The organism is Faecalibacillus faecis (assembly GCF_003024675.1).
Classification (GTDB): domain Bacteria; phylum Bacillota_I; class Bacilli_A; order Erysipelotrichales; family Coprobacillaceae; genus Faecalibacillus; species Faecalibacillus faecis.
On the sequence record NZ_PYLP01000023.1, the window covers coordinates 1 to 15,877 of the forward strand.

Genomic DNA, 15,877 nt, shown 5'->3' on the forward strand with positions numbered 1-15,877 from the left:
TCTAGATTTGGTTCAATTGATTCTTTATAAAGTTTTGCTTGTAATTCATCGTTGATTAAAATCATGATGATATCTGCTCTTTTTGCAGCTTCTGCTGAAGTATACACTTCAAATCCTTGTTCTTCAGCTCTTTTCCATGATTTTGATCCTTCGTATAATCCTACGATAACTTTTACTCCTGATTCTTTTAAGTTCAATGCATGTGCATGTCCTTGTGATCCATATCCAATGATGGCTACTGTTTTCCCATCTAATAATGATAAGTCACAATCTGATTCATAAAATATTTTTGCCATTTTTAATATCCCCCTTAATCTTCTTGGCTTCCTCTATGCATTCCAACGAGTCCTGTACGAGCAATTTCTGTCACGTTGAATCCGTTAAGCATCGTTAATAACTGATTGACTTTTCTTGTATTTCCAGTAACTTCGATAATTAATGAAGTTGGTGAAACATCGATAATATGTGCTCTAAAGATATCAACAATTGAGTTGATATTTGTTCTTTGATCAGCATTTGCATCTACTTTAATTAAGACAAGTTCTCGATAAACTGAATCATCTGGTTCAAGTTTTTCAATTTCAACGACTTCTACAAGTTTCCCTAATTGTTTTTCAATTTGCGTTAAAATTTGTTCATCACCAGTAGAAACGACTGTCATACGTGACATTCCTTTAATATTTGTTTGTCCTACTGAAATACTTTCAATGTTATATCCTCGTCTACTAAATAAACCAGCAACACGGTTTAATACCCCTGGATTATTTTCAACAAGTAATGACAAAACAAGTCTATCCATGTTTTAATCCTCCCTATTTTTTCAATTGTTTATGAATTCTATTCATTGCTGAAATGATTGCTTTAATTGTTGCTGTTGTAATATTTGGATGTACCCCTACTCCATATTCTTGAACAGCACTTCCTTTAACTCTTAAATAAACATAAGCAGCTGCTTTTGAACTAGATCCTGATGATAATGAATGTTCGCTATAATCTAAGAAATGTGTATAAACAAAACCATTTTCATTGAATGCATCTTTAACAGCATCGATTGGTCCATTACCATAACCAACAATCGTTCTTATTTCTCCATGATCTTTTAAAGTAATTTCTGCTTTTCTTTCAAATTCAGAATCATCTTCAGAAATATCAATTAATTTTTGTTTAATAAATTCATATGGTTCTTTAATATCTACATATTGTTCAATAAATGTATCGTAAACTCTTTCTGGTGAAACTTCTCCTTCTTCTTCAGAAATATCTTGAATCACTTTTGCAAAGTTCACTTGTAATCCTTTTGGTAAATGATAGCCATACATGCTTTCCATAACATAAGCAACCCCACCTTTACCAGATTGTGAATTAATACGAACGATTGGTTCATATTGTCTACCTAAATCACTTGGATCAATTGGTAAATAAGGGACTTCCCACATCTTTGAATTTCTTTCTCTTAAAGCATGCATTCCTTTATTGATCGCATCTTGGTGACTTCCAGAGAATGCTGTAAAGACAAGTTGTCCAACATATGGATGTCTTGGTGGAATTTCCATTTTTGTACATTTTTCATAAACATGTTTAATATCATTAATATTATCTAATTCTAATTGTGGATCAACTCCATGAGTGAACATATTTAAAGCAACAGTCACAACATCAACATTTCCTGTTCTTTCACCATTACCAAATAATGTTCCTTCAACACGATCAGCACCCGCTAATAAAGCAAGTTCAGTTGAAGCAATTCCACAACCTCTATCATTATGAGGATGAACAGAAATAATAACTCTTTCACGGTCTTTGAAATTACGACACATCCATTCGATTTGATCGGCATAAACATTTGGTGTATCCATTTCTACTGTTGAAGGTAAGTTGATAATAACTTTGTTATCTTTGCTTGCTCCCCATGTATCCATAACTGCTTCACAAACTTCCATTGCATAATCAACTTCAGTTCCTGTAAAACTTTCTGGTGAGTATTCAAGGATCACTTTTCCTTCAAATTCTTTTGATAAATCTTTTACTAATTGTACACCATCAATCGCAATTTGTTTAATTTCATCTTTATCTTTATTAAAGACAACATCTCTTTGTAAAATAGAAGTTGAATTGTAAACATGGACGATTGCTTTATCTAATCCTTTTAATGCTTCAAATGTTTTTCTAATTAAATGTTCTCTTGCTTGAGTTAATACTTGAACAGTAACATCATCAGGAATTAAATTTTCTTCAATTAACAATCTTAAGAAATCGTATTCAATTTGACTTGAAGAAGGGAAACCTACTTCAATTTCTTTAAATCCTAAGTCTACTAAAAGTTGGAACATTTCCACTTTTTCTTCAATTTTCATTGGTGTGATCAAAGCTTGATTCCCATCTCTTAAATCAACTGAACACCAAATTGGTGCTTTTTCAATTGTTTTATCAGGCCAAGTACGGTCTTTTAATTTAATTGTTTCAAATCTCTTGTACTTTTCGTAATTCATTTCTATTTCCTCCTTAATACTATAAAAAAACTCCCGTCTCAAAATAGCCAATTCGGCCACTTTGAGGACGAGAGTTATATTACTTCGTGGTTCCACCTCAATTTATGAATAAATCACTTTATCCACCTCACTAAGTACGCTACATAATAGTTCATACTCTTGCAAAATAACGGTTGCACACCGTAGCCACCTACTTACGTTCAGCGCTCCACTCAAGGATGAGTTCAGTATTACACAAACAATTCTTTTCACCAGACAGAATTTCTCTACGCTTTGAAATAGTACTTACTAGTTCCTATCGAAGTATTTATTTTATGGTTACTTGTAATGTTAGACTCTTTTTTTATTAAAGTCAATGTCTTTAAGTTAATTTAACTAATTTAAAATATATTATTATTTTAATAGTTTTTTATTATTTATCGAAAGCTAATTGAATTACTCTATCTAATAATTCACTATAAGAAATACCAAAGTCATTCATTAATTGTGGATACATTGAAATCTTCGTAAAACCAGGTAATGTATTAATTTCATTTAAATAGATTTGATTTGTTTTCTTATCTAAGAAGAAGTCAACTCTTGATAAACCATGTCCATCAACTGCTTTGAAAACTCTTAAAGCATATTCACGAATTTTATCTTGAATTTCTTGGTCAACTAAAGCTGGAATACATGTTTTACTTTCTTCATCTTCATATTTAGATTCAAAAGTATAGAATTCACCATGAGGCATAATTTGTCCTACACGTGATACAACTGGATCATCATTTCCTAAAACAGCTGTTTCAAGTTCAATACAATCTACACATTCTTCTACAACAATATGGCGATCATATTTTGAAGCTTCAATAAGTTTAGTCATTAAATCTTCTTTATGATCACAACGATAACATCCAACGCTTGAGCCTGAACGACTTGCTTTAATAAAACATGGGAACCCTAATTCTTCTTCGACTGTTTTTTCAATATCTTCAATTTCATCAAATTGTTTATTTACAACAACAAGTTTTCCATCATATCTTTTTTTAACATATAATGATTTTACTTGAGGAATCCCTGCTGTTTCTAAAATCTTCTTTGTATAGATTTTATCCATAGATACTGCTGAAGCTAAAACACGACATCCCACATAAGGAACTCCAGCAAGTTCAAATAAACCTTGGATTGTTCCATCTTCGCCAAAAGCTCCATGTAAAATTGGTAAAACAACATCTTGTTGTTTTAATAAACCAAAAACATCTTGAAGAGCTTTTGCATTTTCTAGCCATGTATCTTTAGCAAGGTCTTCTTGATTTTGATCTAAAATATACCAAGAACCATCTTGATCAATTCCTACTAAAGTCACATCATAATTTTCTTTATTTAAATTATTCATTACTGAAGTACAAGACATACGAGAAACAATATGTTCACTCGATTGTCCGCCACAAACAACCATTAATTTTTGTTTCATAATAATCTCCTTATCGATATAATTCTAACCAATCATCAACAAGAGAAGTATCTGTATAATAACGTAAAACATGATATACATACTTACTATCTCCATAGACGGATACATTATATTCTTTTTTACATTTTTGCGAAAACGCTATAGCATTTTGATAAGTGTATTGCTTGTCAGTTTGTTCAACATATTTAATATATCCAATACCATAATTATAAGATTGTAAGGCTAAAAAGATGTCTTTTTCATCTTTTATTGAAGTCACATTTGCTTGTTTTAAACACTTTGCAAAGTATTGAATACCTACTTGAATGGAATATTCAGGATTATTGATGGCATTGGGTTTCTTTTCAAATTGTGTATTAAATTCACATTCTGAAGATTGCATAGGGTCATTTCCCTGCCCCCCTGATTCTTGCATCATCATCGCTTGTAATAATTCTAAATATTCTTCTATATCATTTTCTCTAGCATATTTTAGCATTAAATCTTCATAATTCAATACCTGAATTGAAACCAATGGATTCTCTTGTTTAAATTGATTTTTAATCAATTGATAGAAAGAAAATGCTAGTAGAAATAAAAGAGATGCTAAAAGAAGTTGAAAGGGTTTTTTTAATTTATATTTTTTCTTTTTCATTTTAAATCTTTTCAACAACTTCTTTTAAATTCATCGAATGACTTCCTTTAACTAAAATCACATCATCCTCTTTTAATAACTCATCTAAACGAGCAATAACTTCTTGATTTGATTCAAAATAATAAACATCTTTCATACTTTCTCTTGCTTTTTGGTAAATATATTTTGCTTCCTTACCAACACACACCAATATATCGATTCCTTTAGAAGCCACATAACTTCCTACTTCTTCATGAAGTTGTTGACTATAATCTCCAAGTTCTAACATATCTGCCAAGATAGCAACTTTACGTTTTTTATAATTAGCTAAAACATCAATACTTGATTTCATTGAATCAACACTAGCATTATAGGTTCCATCTATAACTGTTTTATGATTTTTTTCAAGAATATCCATACGATTCTTCGTTAATTTAAATTCTTGAATTCCTTTTTTAATATCTTCTAAAGAAATATTTAATTCAATACCTACCGCTATCGCAATTAGTGCATTTGAAATATTGTGTTCTCCTTGAACAGGAACTTCAATAATTTCTTTTTTTCCTTGATATTCCACTTCAAATGAACTCTTTGTTTCTTCTAGAACGATATGACTTGCTTGAATTGAAGCTTCTTTGCCTTTACCTACACGAACAACATTTAAATGATGAAGTTCAACAGTTTGTAACATATCATTATCTTGATTGATAATTAAAGTTGAACCTTCTTTCATTCCATTGATAATTTCTAATTTCGCTTTTAAAATATTTTCACGACTTCCTAATTCCCCAATGTGTGCTGTTCCAACATTCGTAATACAAGCAATATCAGGACGAGCAATCATGGATAAACGTGACATTTCTTGTAAATGATTCATTCCCATTTCTAAAACAAGAACTTCTTCATCATGATATCTTAAAATTGTAAGAGGTAAGCCAATTTCATTATTGTAGTTTCCTTCAGTTTTAAGTGTTTTATATTTTTGTTTAACAACACTATAAACCATATCTCTCGTACTTGTTTTTCCAACACTTCCTGTAACCCCAACAACTTTAACAGGACGATGGTTTCTTAGATAACTTGCCATATCTTTTAAAGCTTGATGCGTATCTTTTACTTTAATAACGATTTTATCTTCATAGTTGACATCTTTTTCACTAATGATTGCTTGTGCTCCTGTTTGAAAGGCACTTTCAATAAAATTATGCCCATCAAATCTTTCTCCTTTTAAAGGAATATACATGCCTCCATTTGTCATTTGACGACTATCTTGACTAAAGAAATTAATTTCATCATCTTTATTTCCTGACACAAGAATTCCTCGTGTTGCTTCTACGATTTCATATACTTTCATATTTTTCTCCTATGCATCTTGTACATTTTCAAATGTTTCTGTTTGATTTTCACCTAAATAATATCTTTGACCTTCACTATTAAATACACAGAAGGTTTCTCCATTTCTTTGTTCATAACCTTCCATAAAAATATCATTACCTAAAACTTGTAAATTTCTAGCGACAACATTCTTAAATAAAACATGCTCATCTTTTCCATTTAAATTCATACAATTTACTTTTGTCGATGAAGCATAAATGATTTTATTTCCAACAAGGACCATTGTTCTATTTTCTACTTCTTTGATGGTTTTTGTTTCTAGATTTTCTTTATTCATTTGAAGGATTTGAGAACCATTGGATAGATAAATAAATTGATCATTTATAAAGAATTCACATTGTTCATTATAAATAGTTTCCACTTTTTCATCTTCTAAATTCATTCTCTTTAAAGAATATTTTTCTTGATCATCTTTGCTAAGATAATAAACATATTTTCCATCAATAGTTATATCATAGGTTGTTTCATCATTTAATTTTTTATTTTCTTTTGTTGTTAAATCATAACAATACAAACTTTCATCATCTTGATCTAATTGATAATAAACTTCATTTCCTTTAATAACAGGATAATAAATATTTTCTAATATTTGTGTTGTTGTTTTTTTATTTAAATCATATGCTTGATAATTATAATTTGAATCACAATAATAAAGAACATGATTTTTAATACTTAAATAGCCAACACAATCATCAATAAGAACTTCACTATTATCTAATTGATTTAAATCACTTACATATAATTGATTATTATTTACATAGTAAAAAGATTTTTGATTTTTAATAACTGTACCACCTGATTGATTATTATAAGATAAATCATACATGCTTGTTCTTCCTTTAAGTGTATAACTTTCTTGATTGGTAGATGTCGACTTGGTTGCTTGAAGGGGATGACTTGTCATATAATTTCCTAAAAAGATAGAAGAAATGCATAAAACAAGGGCGATGATCCAAAGAATTGGCTTTTTCCAATAGTCTTTATAAGGATCCTCTTCTTCAATGATTTCCTCTTGTGTTTGTCTTGTTCCACAGGCAGGACAAATTTCTTCATCTTCGCTTAAAGGAAGATGACAACGAATACATACTTTTTTTATTGGTTGAAGCTGTTTTCCACATTGAGGACAAAACAGCATATCATCTTCGACATATGTTCCACATTGACTACAATACATTTTTATTCACCTCTAGTGTCCTTATTCTACCATACAAAGAAAATAAAAAGAATGACTAAATTGTCATTCTTCGAAAGGTGCATATTCACCATCATAGCTACTGATAAAATAATGACGCGTATAATGATCATCGTATGTAAAGAAAATTACTTTATCACCAATAATATAGAAATCTCTAGCATCATCATATAAAGCATAACTATCATCATCGAAATAAGCATTTAAAACATTATCATAGTTTTCACCATAAACAATGACTTTTTCATTTTCTTCATCTTGACCTACCCCAAAACGATAAATATCACTTGCTGCTTGTACAAGTTCTCCCTCATCACTACTAAAGTCTGTCTTATAGATTCCATCATATTCTCGATAGTATAAGAACCCATCTATAAAATAAGCATTTCCATAGTTATCTACATTCTGTTTTAAAGATGTTCCATTAAAATCAATAAGTTTACTTTCATAATCATTATTGGTATATAAGATATGTTGATTTTGATCATCTACATTAAATTCATACGTATCATCTACCATTTTTTTATTATCGATTTCATTCATATTTTCATCAATTGTTAAACAATAAAGAGTTTCATCTTTAATATAAAAGATTTTTTGATCTAAAACATAACAATGACTGACTTCATTTAATAGAGTTTTTCTTTTTCCATTGAAATCTAAAAAGATAAAATCATTATCATTTTCATAAAAGCATCCACGATCATCTACATAAATATGATCACAACTGCTTTCTTCTAAAACTTCTGAATTTTCAAAATGAGCATCATATTTTATTAATTGCCCATTTAAAGAAATATAGAGTTTATTTTGATAAACAAAAGCTCCGCCATCACTATTTGTAAAATTTTGATTATAATCGCCTCTAGAACTATCTTGGTTTAAATTAAAGCTTGATAAGTCTGTATTTCCATTACCATCAAAAGAAGATGTTGCTTCATCTGTTGTTTCAACAATATTTGTAACTGTATTAATAATAAGTTCTGATACTGGAATAAAAATGAAAACTACAAAGATTACTAGAATAATCATTGTTTTTATGAATGATTTTTGTTTAGGCTTTCTTTGAATATTCTTTTTTCTTGGTTGATTTTGAAACTTTTTAAATGCTTCCTTATAATTCATACTATTTAAATCTTTTAATTGTTTAAATGAATCTTTGAAATCATAAGCATTTTTTTTATAATCATAACTTTCTGATACCGTATTATAATTATGACTTTGTTCACTATGTACAATTGTATCTGGTGTTACTTTTTTTATTGTATGATCTTTACGATAGATCGTTGGACTTCCGCAGTTAGAACAGTATTCCTGATAGGGATAAATTAATTTAGAACAGACTGGACATGTTGTTTTCCCAATTTGTTTATGACCACACAAATGACATTTTAAACTATTACCAATTTCTACCCCACAATATTTACACTTCATACTCTCCCTCCTTTTTTTCATCATATCATAAAAAAAGACCTCTTTGGTCTTTTAAGATAATTTTTTATATAAATGATTTCCGATTGTTTGGATAATTTGTACAAAGATAATAAGAATGATACTTGTAACAACAAGATAAGGAATCTTGTAGGCTTGATATCCATAACGAATAGCAATATCTCCAAGTCCTCCTGCCCCTAAGGCACCACCCATTGCACTATATCCAATAATACTAATCATAGTAAGTGTTATTCCTGATAGAATAGCAGGAAAAGCTTCTTTTAAATAAATACGATAAATAATTTGAAAATCAGTTGCACCAAAAGATTTAGCTGCTTCTATTAAACCAACATCAACACTTCTTAGTGCACTTTCGATAACTCTGGCAACAAAAGGAATTGCGGAAATAGTAAGAGGAACAAGGGCTGCGGTTGTTCCAATGGCTTTACCGGCAATAAGTCGTGTAAGAGGTATTACGATGACCATTAAAATCACAAATGGAAAACTTCTAAAGACATTTACAAGTACATCAAGAATTGTATAAATAACTTTATTAGGTTTTAATCCATCAGGTGCTGTGAGTGTTAAAACAATCGCAGGAATAAAACCTAAGACTACCGCAAAGAACGTTGATCCAATAACCATGTATAATGTTTCATAAGTTGCTTTTAAAATAACATCACTCATACAATTTCCTCCCAAGTAATTCCTTCTTGATTTAAATAATTTCCTACTGCTTGTAAATCTTTTTCTTCAATATTAATAATTAAGCTTCCCATCATTGAACCTCTAAAGTTTTCGAGTTTTCCTTGACAGATATCAAAGTTGATATCAAGGGTCCTCGCTAACTGGGTAATGGTATGTGATTTTGAATTATTATTTGTAAAAAATAATTTAATATTTTTCCCCGTTTGAGGAAGAATTTCAACATCATCACCCACAAATCTTTGGATTTCTTGATTTGGTGCTACAAAAAGTTCTTCTGGTTTTCCAACCGATAAAACACGTCCATCTTTTAGGAAAGCAACTTTATTACAAATTTGTTTGATTACTTCCATTTGATGTGTAACGACCACAATTGTAATATTCATTTCTTTATTGATTTTTAATAAAAGATTGAGAATATCTCTGGTGATTTGTGGATCTAAAGCTGATGTTGCTTCATCACATAAAAGAATTTTTGGATTTAATACAAGTGCTCTGGCAATGGCTACTCTTTGTTTTTGTCCACCACTTAATTGACGAGGATAAGCATGTCTTTTTTCTTCCAAGCCAACAAGTTTTAATAAATTTTCAATGCGTTGCTTGTTTTCTTGACTGTTTGGATCTTGTTTCCAAAATTTAAGAGGTAGGGCAATATTATCATAAACATTTAATCGATTTAAAAGATTAAAGTTTTGAAAAATCATTCCCATTTCTTTTTGAACAAAACTTAGTTGTTTTTTATCTAAAGAAGAAATTGCTTTTCCATCAACCACTACTTCTCCTTTTTGAAAACTTTCTAAGCCATTAAAGCAACGAAGTAATGTTGATTTACCAGCACCACTTTGTCCAATAATCCCAAAGATATCACCTTGTTCAATGGAAAAAGAAACATCTTTTAATACTTCTAAATTTCCATAGCTTTTATACAAATTTTGAATTTCAATCATAAATCTCATCCCCTTATCCAAAGAAACATTGTCCAATATGGCAATATCCTTGTGGATTCTTTTCTAAATACTTTTGGTGGTATTCTTCTGCTTCATAGAAATTATCAAGAGGTTGTATTTCAACAACCACTTTTTCTTGATAATCTTTTTGTACCTCTTGTGTCTTTTTTTGAATTGTTTCTAAATCACTTTCATTAATATAATAAATACCTGTACGATAAGAAATTCCTTCATCTTCTCCTTGTTTATTTAAAGAAGTTGGTTCAATGATTCTATAATAATCGTCTAAGATTTGTTTTAAACTTCTTTTATTTTCATCATATTCAACTTTTACTGTTTCAACATGTCCTGTTTTCTCCGCTTTAACATCTTCATATTTTGGATTTTCTGTATGTCCATTGGCATAACCTACTGTTGTTTTAATAATTCCTTCAAATTGGTCAAAATACTTTTGAACGCCCCAGAAGCATCCTCCCGCTAAATAAATAACACTCATTTTAAATCTCCTTATTTTGTCGGATCTGTAAAGACATCTTTTACTGATCCTTTATATTTTTTAATATAGTTTTTCACTTTTTTAGATTGTAATGCTTTCTTTAATACTTTTGTTTTAGCTGTATTTTCATTTCCTTCTTTAACTACTAAATAGTTGATATAAGGTTGTGCTTCTTCATCTGTGAAGCTTTCTGTAAGTAAGACATTTGCGCTGTCTCCTAAGTTATGTTCTAATGCATAGTTTCCATTGATAACAGCGACATCTACATCAGGTAAGTTATTTGGTAAGTTGGCTGCTTCTAATTCTTCAATTTTATAATTATGTGGATTAGAAGTAATACTTGATGCTGTATAAAGTGCATCATCGTTTAATTCGATTAAGTTATTTTTAGCAAGTAAAGCTAACGCTCTTGATTCATTTGAACCATCATTTGGTACAGCAATTGTTGCCCCATCTTTTAAATCATCTAATGATTTTAAATTTTCTGAATAGAGAGCCATTGCTTCATAATGAACTCCAGCAACTGCTTTTAAATGAAGTTTTCTTTCTTTGTTTTGTTCCTTTAAATAAGCAAGTGTTTGGAAATAGTTTGCATCTAAATCACCATCTTCTAATGCCGTGTTTGGTGTGACATAATCTGTAAATTCTGTGACTTCTAATGTATATCCTTCTTTTTCTAATTCATCTTTTACCACATCATTTAAGATTTCTGCATGTGGTATTGCTGTTGCCCCTACTTTGATTGTTTTTTCATCACTTGATGAATTTCCTGCACATCCTACGATTGAAAGTGCAAATGCTGCTGATAATAATAATTTGATTCCTTTTTTCATTTTTTTATTCTCCCTTTTTCTTCTATATTCAATACAACAAATAAAAAAACTCGTCCTTTATACAAAGGACGAGTTACCTCGCGTTACCACCTTAATTTAAAATAACCTCACGATTATTTCCTCATCGAGTACCATCATACTCTATCACTTTAACGGGTGAATCCGTCATAGCCTAACCCTTTGGGCTCGGTATGCAACTCCAAGGCCATTTTCGTTTACCTTCCATGTTTCTTTTCCACCAACCAAGAACTCTCTAGGCATTTTCAGTAAATTACTTTCCTTTTCAATGTCTTTATTGTATTGTTATATCCATAGTATACCCCTATGAATTATATGTCAATAGTTTTCTTTATTTTTCTTCTTTTTCTACATAATCTACATCAATGATATCTTCACTACCTCGACGATAAGCTTCTCCAGATTGATAAGCTGCTTTCTTTTCTGCCATTTCTTTTTCAATCATTTCATTATATTCTTTAATTTGTTTTTCATAAAAATATCTTCTAACAAAAGAATATAAAACAAGAATACCTACAATAATCCAAGTTATTGGACTAAATAATAAGTTTAAAAGAAGACTTAAGACTAAAATAACAATAGCAATGATTAATATAATTTGATAAATTGGCATTTTTTTCTCCTATTTAGGAAACGTAAATAAATCTTTAATTTCGACATGAAGTCCATAAGCCAATTTAGAAATTGCCTTTAAAGAAATATTGCGTGTTCCTCTTTCTACATCTGATATATAATTTTTTGATAACCCACAGCGAAATGATAATTCTTCTTGAGAAATATGTGCTTTTAAACGTAGTTCTTTAATTCGTAATCCAAATAAAATGTGAACATCTTTATTCATTTTGCATTTGCATTAATTCCGCTGCTTGATCACTAATCTTTTTAAAACGATGATGAAGACCAGATTTACTAATAGAAAGACCTGTTTCTTCTTGATAAGCAACACATAGTTCATTTAATGTATAATCCGGATATTTTTTACGAACTAAAGCAACCGTTCTTGTCTTTTCATCAAGCATATCCAAACCCATGAACATTTCAATAATACTGATATCTTCTAACTGTTTATTCGATGAAGCCATTGATTTTACTTCATTTGCAATATCACAGTTATTCCAACGATTAACAGTATTAGACATACTTCGATCAATTCGGGTACTTTCAAAATTCATAACCGATTGACTTGCCCCTATCGCTCTTAAAAAATCACCTATTTTCTCTGCTGATTTTAAGTATACAAGATATTTGTTTCTTCTTTTTGTCATTTTTGCATTTAAATTAAAATAATTCATTAATTCTTGTATATAAAGAGCGTATTCTTCTTCATCTACAGAAAGTTCTAAATGATAATTCGATGTTTCCGGGTTATTGACAGAGCCTCCTGATAAAAAGATGCCAGCTAAAAATGCTCTTTTACAACATTCTTTTTCAAGAAGTTTTTTATCAGGTAAAGTATGAAAACCTAAACCATTCATTAATCCTAAATCATCTAAAATTTCTCTTGCTTTAGATACTTTTAAGATGTAAACATTATTTTTTTGTAATTTCATTTTACGAGATACAAGAAATTCAATGTGTGGATGATAAACTTCTTTGAGCATTTTATGCACTTTAGATGCAATCTTTGCATTTTCTGTTCTAATTGTAAGTAATAAACCTTGATTAGAAAGAGAAAGTGTTCCATTGACTTTAATAATTGCGGAAAGAATTGCTTTCTGACAACAAATATCAAAATCATTGAAAACAACTTCTTCTTTTACTTGTCTAGCAAATGATACTTTCATTAATGAATCGCATCCCTATGTAGACGATGAACATGATATTTTTCACTATAATGATCAGCAAAATAGTTTGTTAAACTTACCGAACGATGTTGTCCTCCTGTACAACCAATTCCAATAACAACATGCGTTTTTCCTTCTTTATCATATTCATCTAATAAATAATCTAAAAGATCTGTCATTTTATTAATAAATTTTTGTGTTTCTGGTTTATCAATTACATAATCATAAACTTCTTTATCGTTTCCTGTTAAATTTCTTAACTCATCTACATAGAAAGGATTTGGTAAAAAACGGACATCAAATAATAAATCAGCATCTTTAGGAATTCCATGCTTATATCCAAAGGAAACAAAACTAATTCTAAATGGATCGATTGATTGATGATTAAATTGGTTTTCTAATATTTGTTGAAATTTATTTCCTTTAAGTTGTGTCGTATCAATAACAACATTGGCTTCTTTAGAAATAGGACGTGCCAATTTTCTTTCATATTCAATGGCTTCTAATAAAGTGGATGCTTTATTAGAAATTAAGATTGGATGTGATCTTCTTGTCTCTTTATATCTTTTTAAAATAATATTATCATCACAATCTAAAAAGATAACGGAAACATTAAGCCAATCTACATTTGATAAAAAGCGAATTGCTTTAGGAGCATCATCCAAACTAACAGCCATCGCAATTCTTGAATAAGCCGTATTATCTTTTAAATATTCAGAAAAAGCACCTAATAATTCAATTGGGTAATTATCAATACAACGATAGGCCATATTTTCAAAAGCAGCCATTGCAGTTGTTTTTCCTGCACCTGACATTCCTGTCACAATTACAATTTCAATTTTATCCATAGAACCACACCTTTCATTTTCGTCTCTATTCTATCAAAATTCCTAAATAATGAAAAGCCAGATGTGAACATCTGGTCATTTATTTTAAAGAAGCAATATATTGTCCAGCAATTGCTCCATCATTTGTAGCTGTTACAACTTGTCTTAATTGTTTATTGCGTACATCGCCTGCCACAAAGATACCTTTAACAGCTGTTTCCATATTTTCATTGGCATCAATATAGCCATTTTCGCTTACAATATTTAAAGATTTTGCACATTGTGTCATTGGATCCAATCCAATAAATGGGAAAATCCCATTTACCTTTAATTCTTCTGTTGTTTGATCGTCACTATTTTCAATAAGAAGACCACATACTTTTTGATTTTGTTCAAGTATCTCTTTTGGCTTTCTTTTGAAATGCACTTCAATGTTTTCAACTTTAGAAAGACGATCTTGAATCACTTTGTCTGCCCTAAAGACATCTCTTCTTACTACTAAATGTACTTTATGGCATAAAGTTGCAAGATACATGGCTTCTTCTAAAGCTGAATTTCCACCACCAATGACAGCAACATCTTGTTCTTTAAAGAAAGGTCCATCACAAACTGCACAATAAGAGATACCACGTCCAACAAGTTCGTTTTCTTTTTCTAAATTCATTTGTCTTTCTTTTGTTCCTGTCGCAATTAAAACATATTTTGCTTGATAGGTTTGTTTGGCAGTAATGACTTCTTTATAATCACCATGATCTTTGATATCCAAGGCTTCTTCATAAGCCATTTTTGCTCCAAAGTTCATCGCACTTTCATACATTGTAAAGGCAATTTCTGGTCCCGGTGTTGGCTTTAATCCTGGATAGTTTTCAATTTGTGCTGTAACATTCAATTTTCCTCCAGGGGCTGAACCATCTAAAATAAGAACATCTAATCCTGCACGACTCGCATAAAGACAGGCACTCATCCCGGCAGGGCCTGCACCAATAATAATTAAATCTAGCATAACTCATTCTCCTTTATATATTCCATAAATTCTTTGTAATCATTGATTAATAAATCTGGATTTTCTTTTTCAATCAATTGATATCCTTTTGGTGACCATTTAACTCCTACTGTTTTTACTCCCGCTCTTTTTCCAGCTTGAATATCCGTCACATTATCACCAATATAGTATCCTTCTCGACAGTTTAATTTCTTTAAGGCACATAAGATACCTTCTGGATCTGGTTTTGATTTTTTTACATCATTTTCACCAATAACCACATCAAAATATTGTGTAATATTAAATAAATCTAAACCTAAATAAGCTGCTTCTTTATATTTTGTGGTCACAACCCCAAGTAAGAAACCTTGTTTTTTTAAATATTCAAGCATTTCTTTGACATTAGGATAGATTGTCACAAAATCTTCATGATGTTTATGATTGTAATCTCGATAGTATTGGATTAATTCATCTATTTGATCTGCTTCTACATAACGACTAAAAGTATTTTTTAAAGAAGGGCCTAAAAAAGATAAAAGTTCTTCTTCAGATAAAGTATAGTCTGGTTTGTATTTTTTAAATGTATGAATAAAAGATTTTTTTATAAGTAAATCTGTATTTAAAAGTGTTCCATCTAAATCAAATAATATTGCTTTTTTCATCTTAATTCTCCTTTTCAAACATTATATCTATTTTATTAAAAAAAGAT

At 30.0% G+C, this 15,877-nt stretch carries 18 protein-coding genes and 2 other annotated features; all 18 genes read right to left on the reverse strand.

Annotation, left to right across the window (positions count from 1 at the left end; genetic code table 11):
• A partial coding sequence (locus tag C7U55_RS11880; RefSeq protein WP_162297453.1) for an NAD(P)-dependent oxidoreductase occupies window positions 1-296 on the reverse strand: 296 nt, incomplete at its 3' end.
• A gap of 14 nt (window positions 297-310) precedes the next feature.
• Window positions 311-799 (reverse strand): acetolactate synthase small subunit, encoded by a 489-nt coding sequence (gene ilvN, locus C7U55_RS11885; RefSeq protein ID WP_048925154.1) that lies wholly within the window; start codon window positions 797-799, stop codon window positions 311-313.
• A 13-nt stretch (window positions 800-812) separates the two neighbouring features.
• Window positions 813-2,489 carry a 2-isopropylmalate synthase gene (gene leuA, locus C7U55_RS11890; protein ID WP_106988747.1) on the reverse strand — a complete coding sequence of 559 codons (1,677 nt, stop codon included), beginning with the start codon at window positions 2,487-2,489 and terminating at the stop codon, window positions 813-815.
• A 60-nt stretch (window positions 2,490-2,549) separates the two neighbouring features.
• Window positions 2,550-2,800, reverse strand: a binding site (T-box leader).
• A 101-nt stretch (window positions 2,801-2,901) separates the two neighbouring features.
• A complete protein-coding gene (locus tag C7U55_RS11895) occupies window positions 2,902-3,942 on the reverse strand; it encodes a D-alanine--D-alanine ligase family protein (RefSeq protein WP_048925156.1) in 1,041 nt (346 codons plus the stop codon).
• Window positions 3,943-3,952: 10 nt separating this feature from the next.
• Window positions 3,953-4,576: a lysozyme family protein gene (locus tag C7U55_RS11900; protein WP_146139626.1), complete on the reverse strand. Its 624-nt coding sequence runs from the start codon at window positions 4,574-4,576 to the stop codon at window positions 3,953-3,955.
• A gap of 1 nt (window position 4,577) precedes the next feature.
• A complete protein-coding gene (locus tag C7U55_RS11905) occupies window positions 4,578-5,909 on the reverse strand; it encodes a UDP-N-acetylmuramoyl-tripeptide--D-alanyl-D-alanine ligase (protein ID WP_106988749.1) in 1,332 nt (443 codons plus the stop codon).
• Between the two features lie 9 nt (window positions 5,910-5,918).
• On the reverse strand, window positions 5,919-7,124 hold the full coding sequence (locus C7U55_RS11910; RefSeq protein ID WP_106988750.1) for a DUF5050 domain-containing protein: 1,206 nt from the start codon (window positions 7,122-7,124) through the stop codon (window positions 5,919-5,921).
• A gap of 63 nt (window positions 7,125-7,187) precedes the next feature.
• Entirely contained in the window at window positions 7,188-8,576 is a 1,389-nt protein-coding gene (locus C7U55_RS11915) for a zinc ribbon domain-containing protein (protein ID WP_106988751.1), read from the reverse strand.
• A gap of 51 nt (window positions 8,577-8,627) precedes the next feature.
• On the reverse strand, window positions 8,628-9,263 hold the full coding sequence (locus C7U55_RS11920) for a methionine ABC transporter permease (RefSeq protein WP_106988752.1): 636 nt from the start codon (window positions 9,261-9,263) through the stop codon (window positions 8,628-8,630).
• Window positions 9,260-10,228: a methionine ABC transporter ATP-binding protein gene (locus C7U55_RS11925; protein ID WP_106988753.1), complete on the reverse strand. Its 969-nt coding sequence runs from the start codon at window positions 10,226-10,228 to the stop codon at window positions 9,260-9,262. Before C7U55_RS11925 ends, C7U55_RS11920 begins: the two co-directional genes overlap by 4 nt.
• A 13-nt stretch (window positions 10,229-10,241) precedes the next feature.
• Window positions 10,242-10,724, reverse strand: a complete 483-nt coding sequence (gene msrA / locus C7U55_RS11930) for a peptide-methionine (S)-S-oxide reductase MsrA (RefSeq protein ID WP_106988754.1) — start codon at window positions 10,722-10,724, stop codon at window positions 10,242-10,244.
• An 11-nt stretch (window positions 10,725-10,735) separates the two neighbouring features.
• Window positions 10,736-11,557, reverse strand: coding sequence for a MetQ/NlpA family ABC transporter substrate-binding protein (locus C7U55_RS11935; protein WP_106988755.1), 822 nt, complete (start codon window positions 11,555-11,557; stop codon window positions 10,736-10,738).
• Between the two features lie 61 nt (window positions 11,558-11,618).
• Window positions 11,619-11,853 (reverse strand) — a binding site (T-box leader).
• 53 nt (window positions 11,854-11,906) lie between these two features.
• On the reverse strand, window positions 11,907-12,188 hold the full coding sequence (locus C7U55_RS11940; RefSeq protein WP_106988756.1) for a hypothetical protein: 282 nt from the start codon (window positions 12,186-12,188) through the stop codon (window positions 11,907-11,909).
• A gap of 9 nt (window positions 12,189-12,197) precedes the next feature.
• Complete coding sequence (locus C7U55_RS11945; protein ID WP_048925167.1) at window positions 12,198-12,416, reverse strand: helix-turn-helix domain-containing protein; 219 nt, start codon at window positions 12,414-12,416, stop codon at window positions 12,198-12,200.
• Complete coding sequence (gene whiA, locus C7U55_RS11950; protein ID WP_048925168.1) at window positions 12,409-13,359, reverse strand: DNA-binding protein WhiA; 951 nt, start codon at window positions 13,357-13,359, stop codon at window positions 12,409-12,411. The genes C7U55_RS11945 and whiA overlap by 8 nt, the downstream gene beginning before the upstream one ends.
• The gene (rapZ, locus tag C7U55_RS11955) at window positions 13,359-14,207 is read right to left on the reverse strand and encodes an RNase adapter RapZ (RefSeq protein ID WP_106988757.1); all 849 of its coding nucleotides are present in this window, start codon (window positions 14,205-14,207) and stop codon (window positions 13,359-13,361) included. Before rapZ ends, whiA begins: the two co-directional genes overlap by 1 nt.
• Before the next feature lie 79 nt (window positions 14,208-14,286).
• Window positions 14,287-15,189 (reverse strand): thioredoxin-disulfide reductase, encoded by a 903-nt coding sequence (trxB, locus tag C7U55_RS11960; RefSeq protein WP_106988758.1) that lies wholly within the window; start codon window positions 15,187-15,189, stop codon window positions 14,287-14,289.
• Window positions 15,183-15,830: a pyrophosphatase PpaX gene (gene ppaX, locus C7U55_RS11965; protein WP_106988759.1), complete on the reverse strand. Its 648-nt coding sequence runs from the start codon at window positions 15,828-15,830 to the stop codon at window positions 15,183-15,185. Before ppaX ends, trxB begins: the two co-directional genes overlap by 7 nt.
• Between the last annotated feature and the right edge of the window lie 47 nt (window positions 15,831-15,877).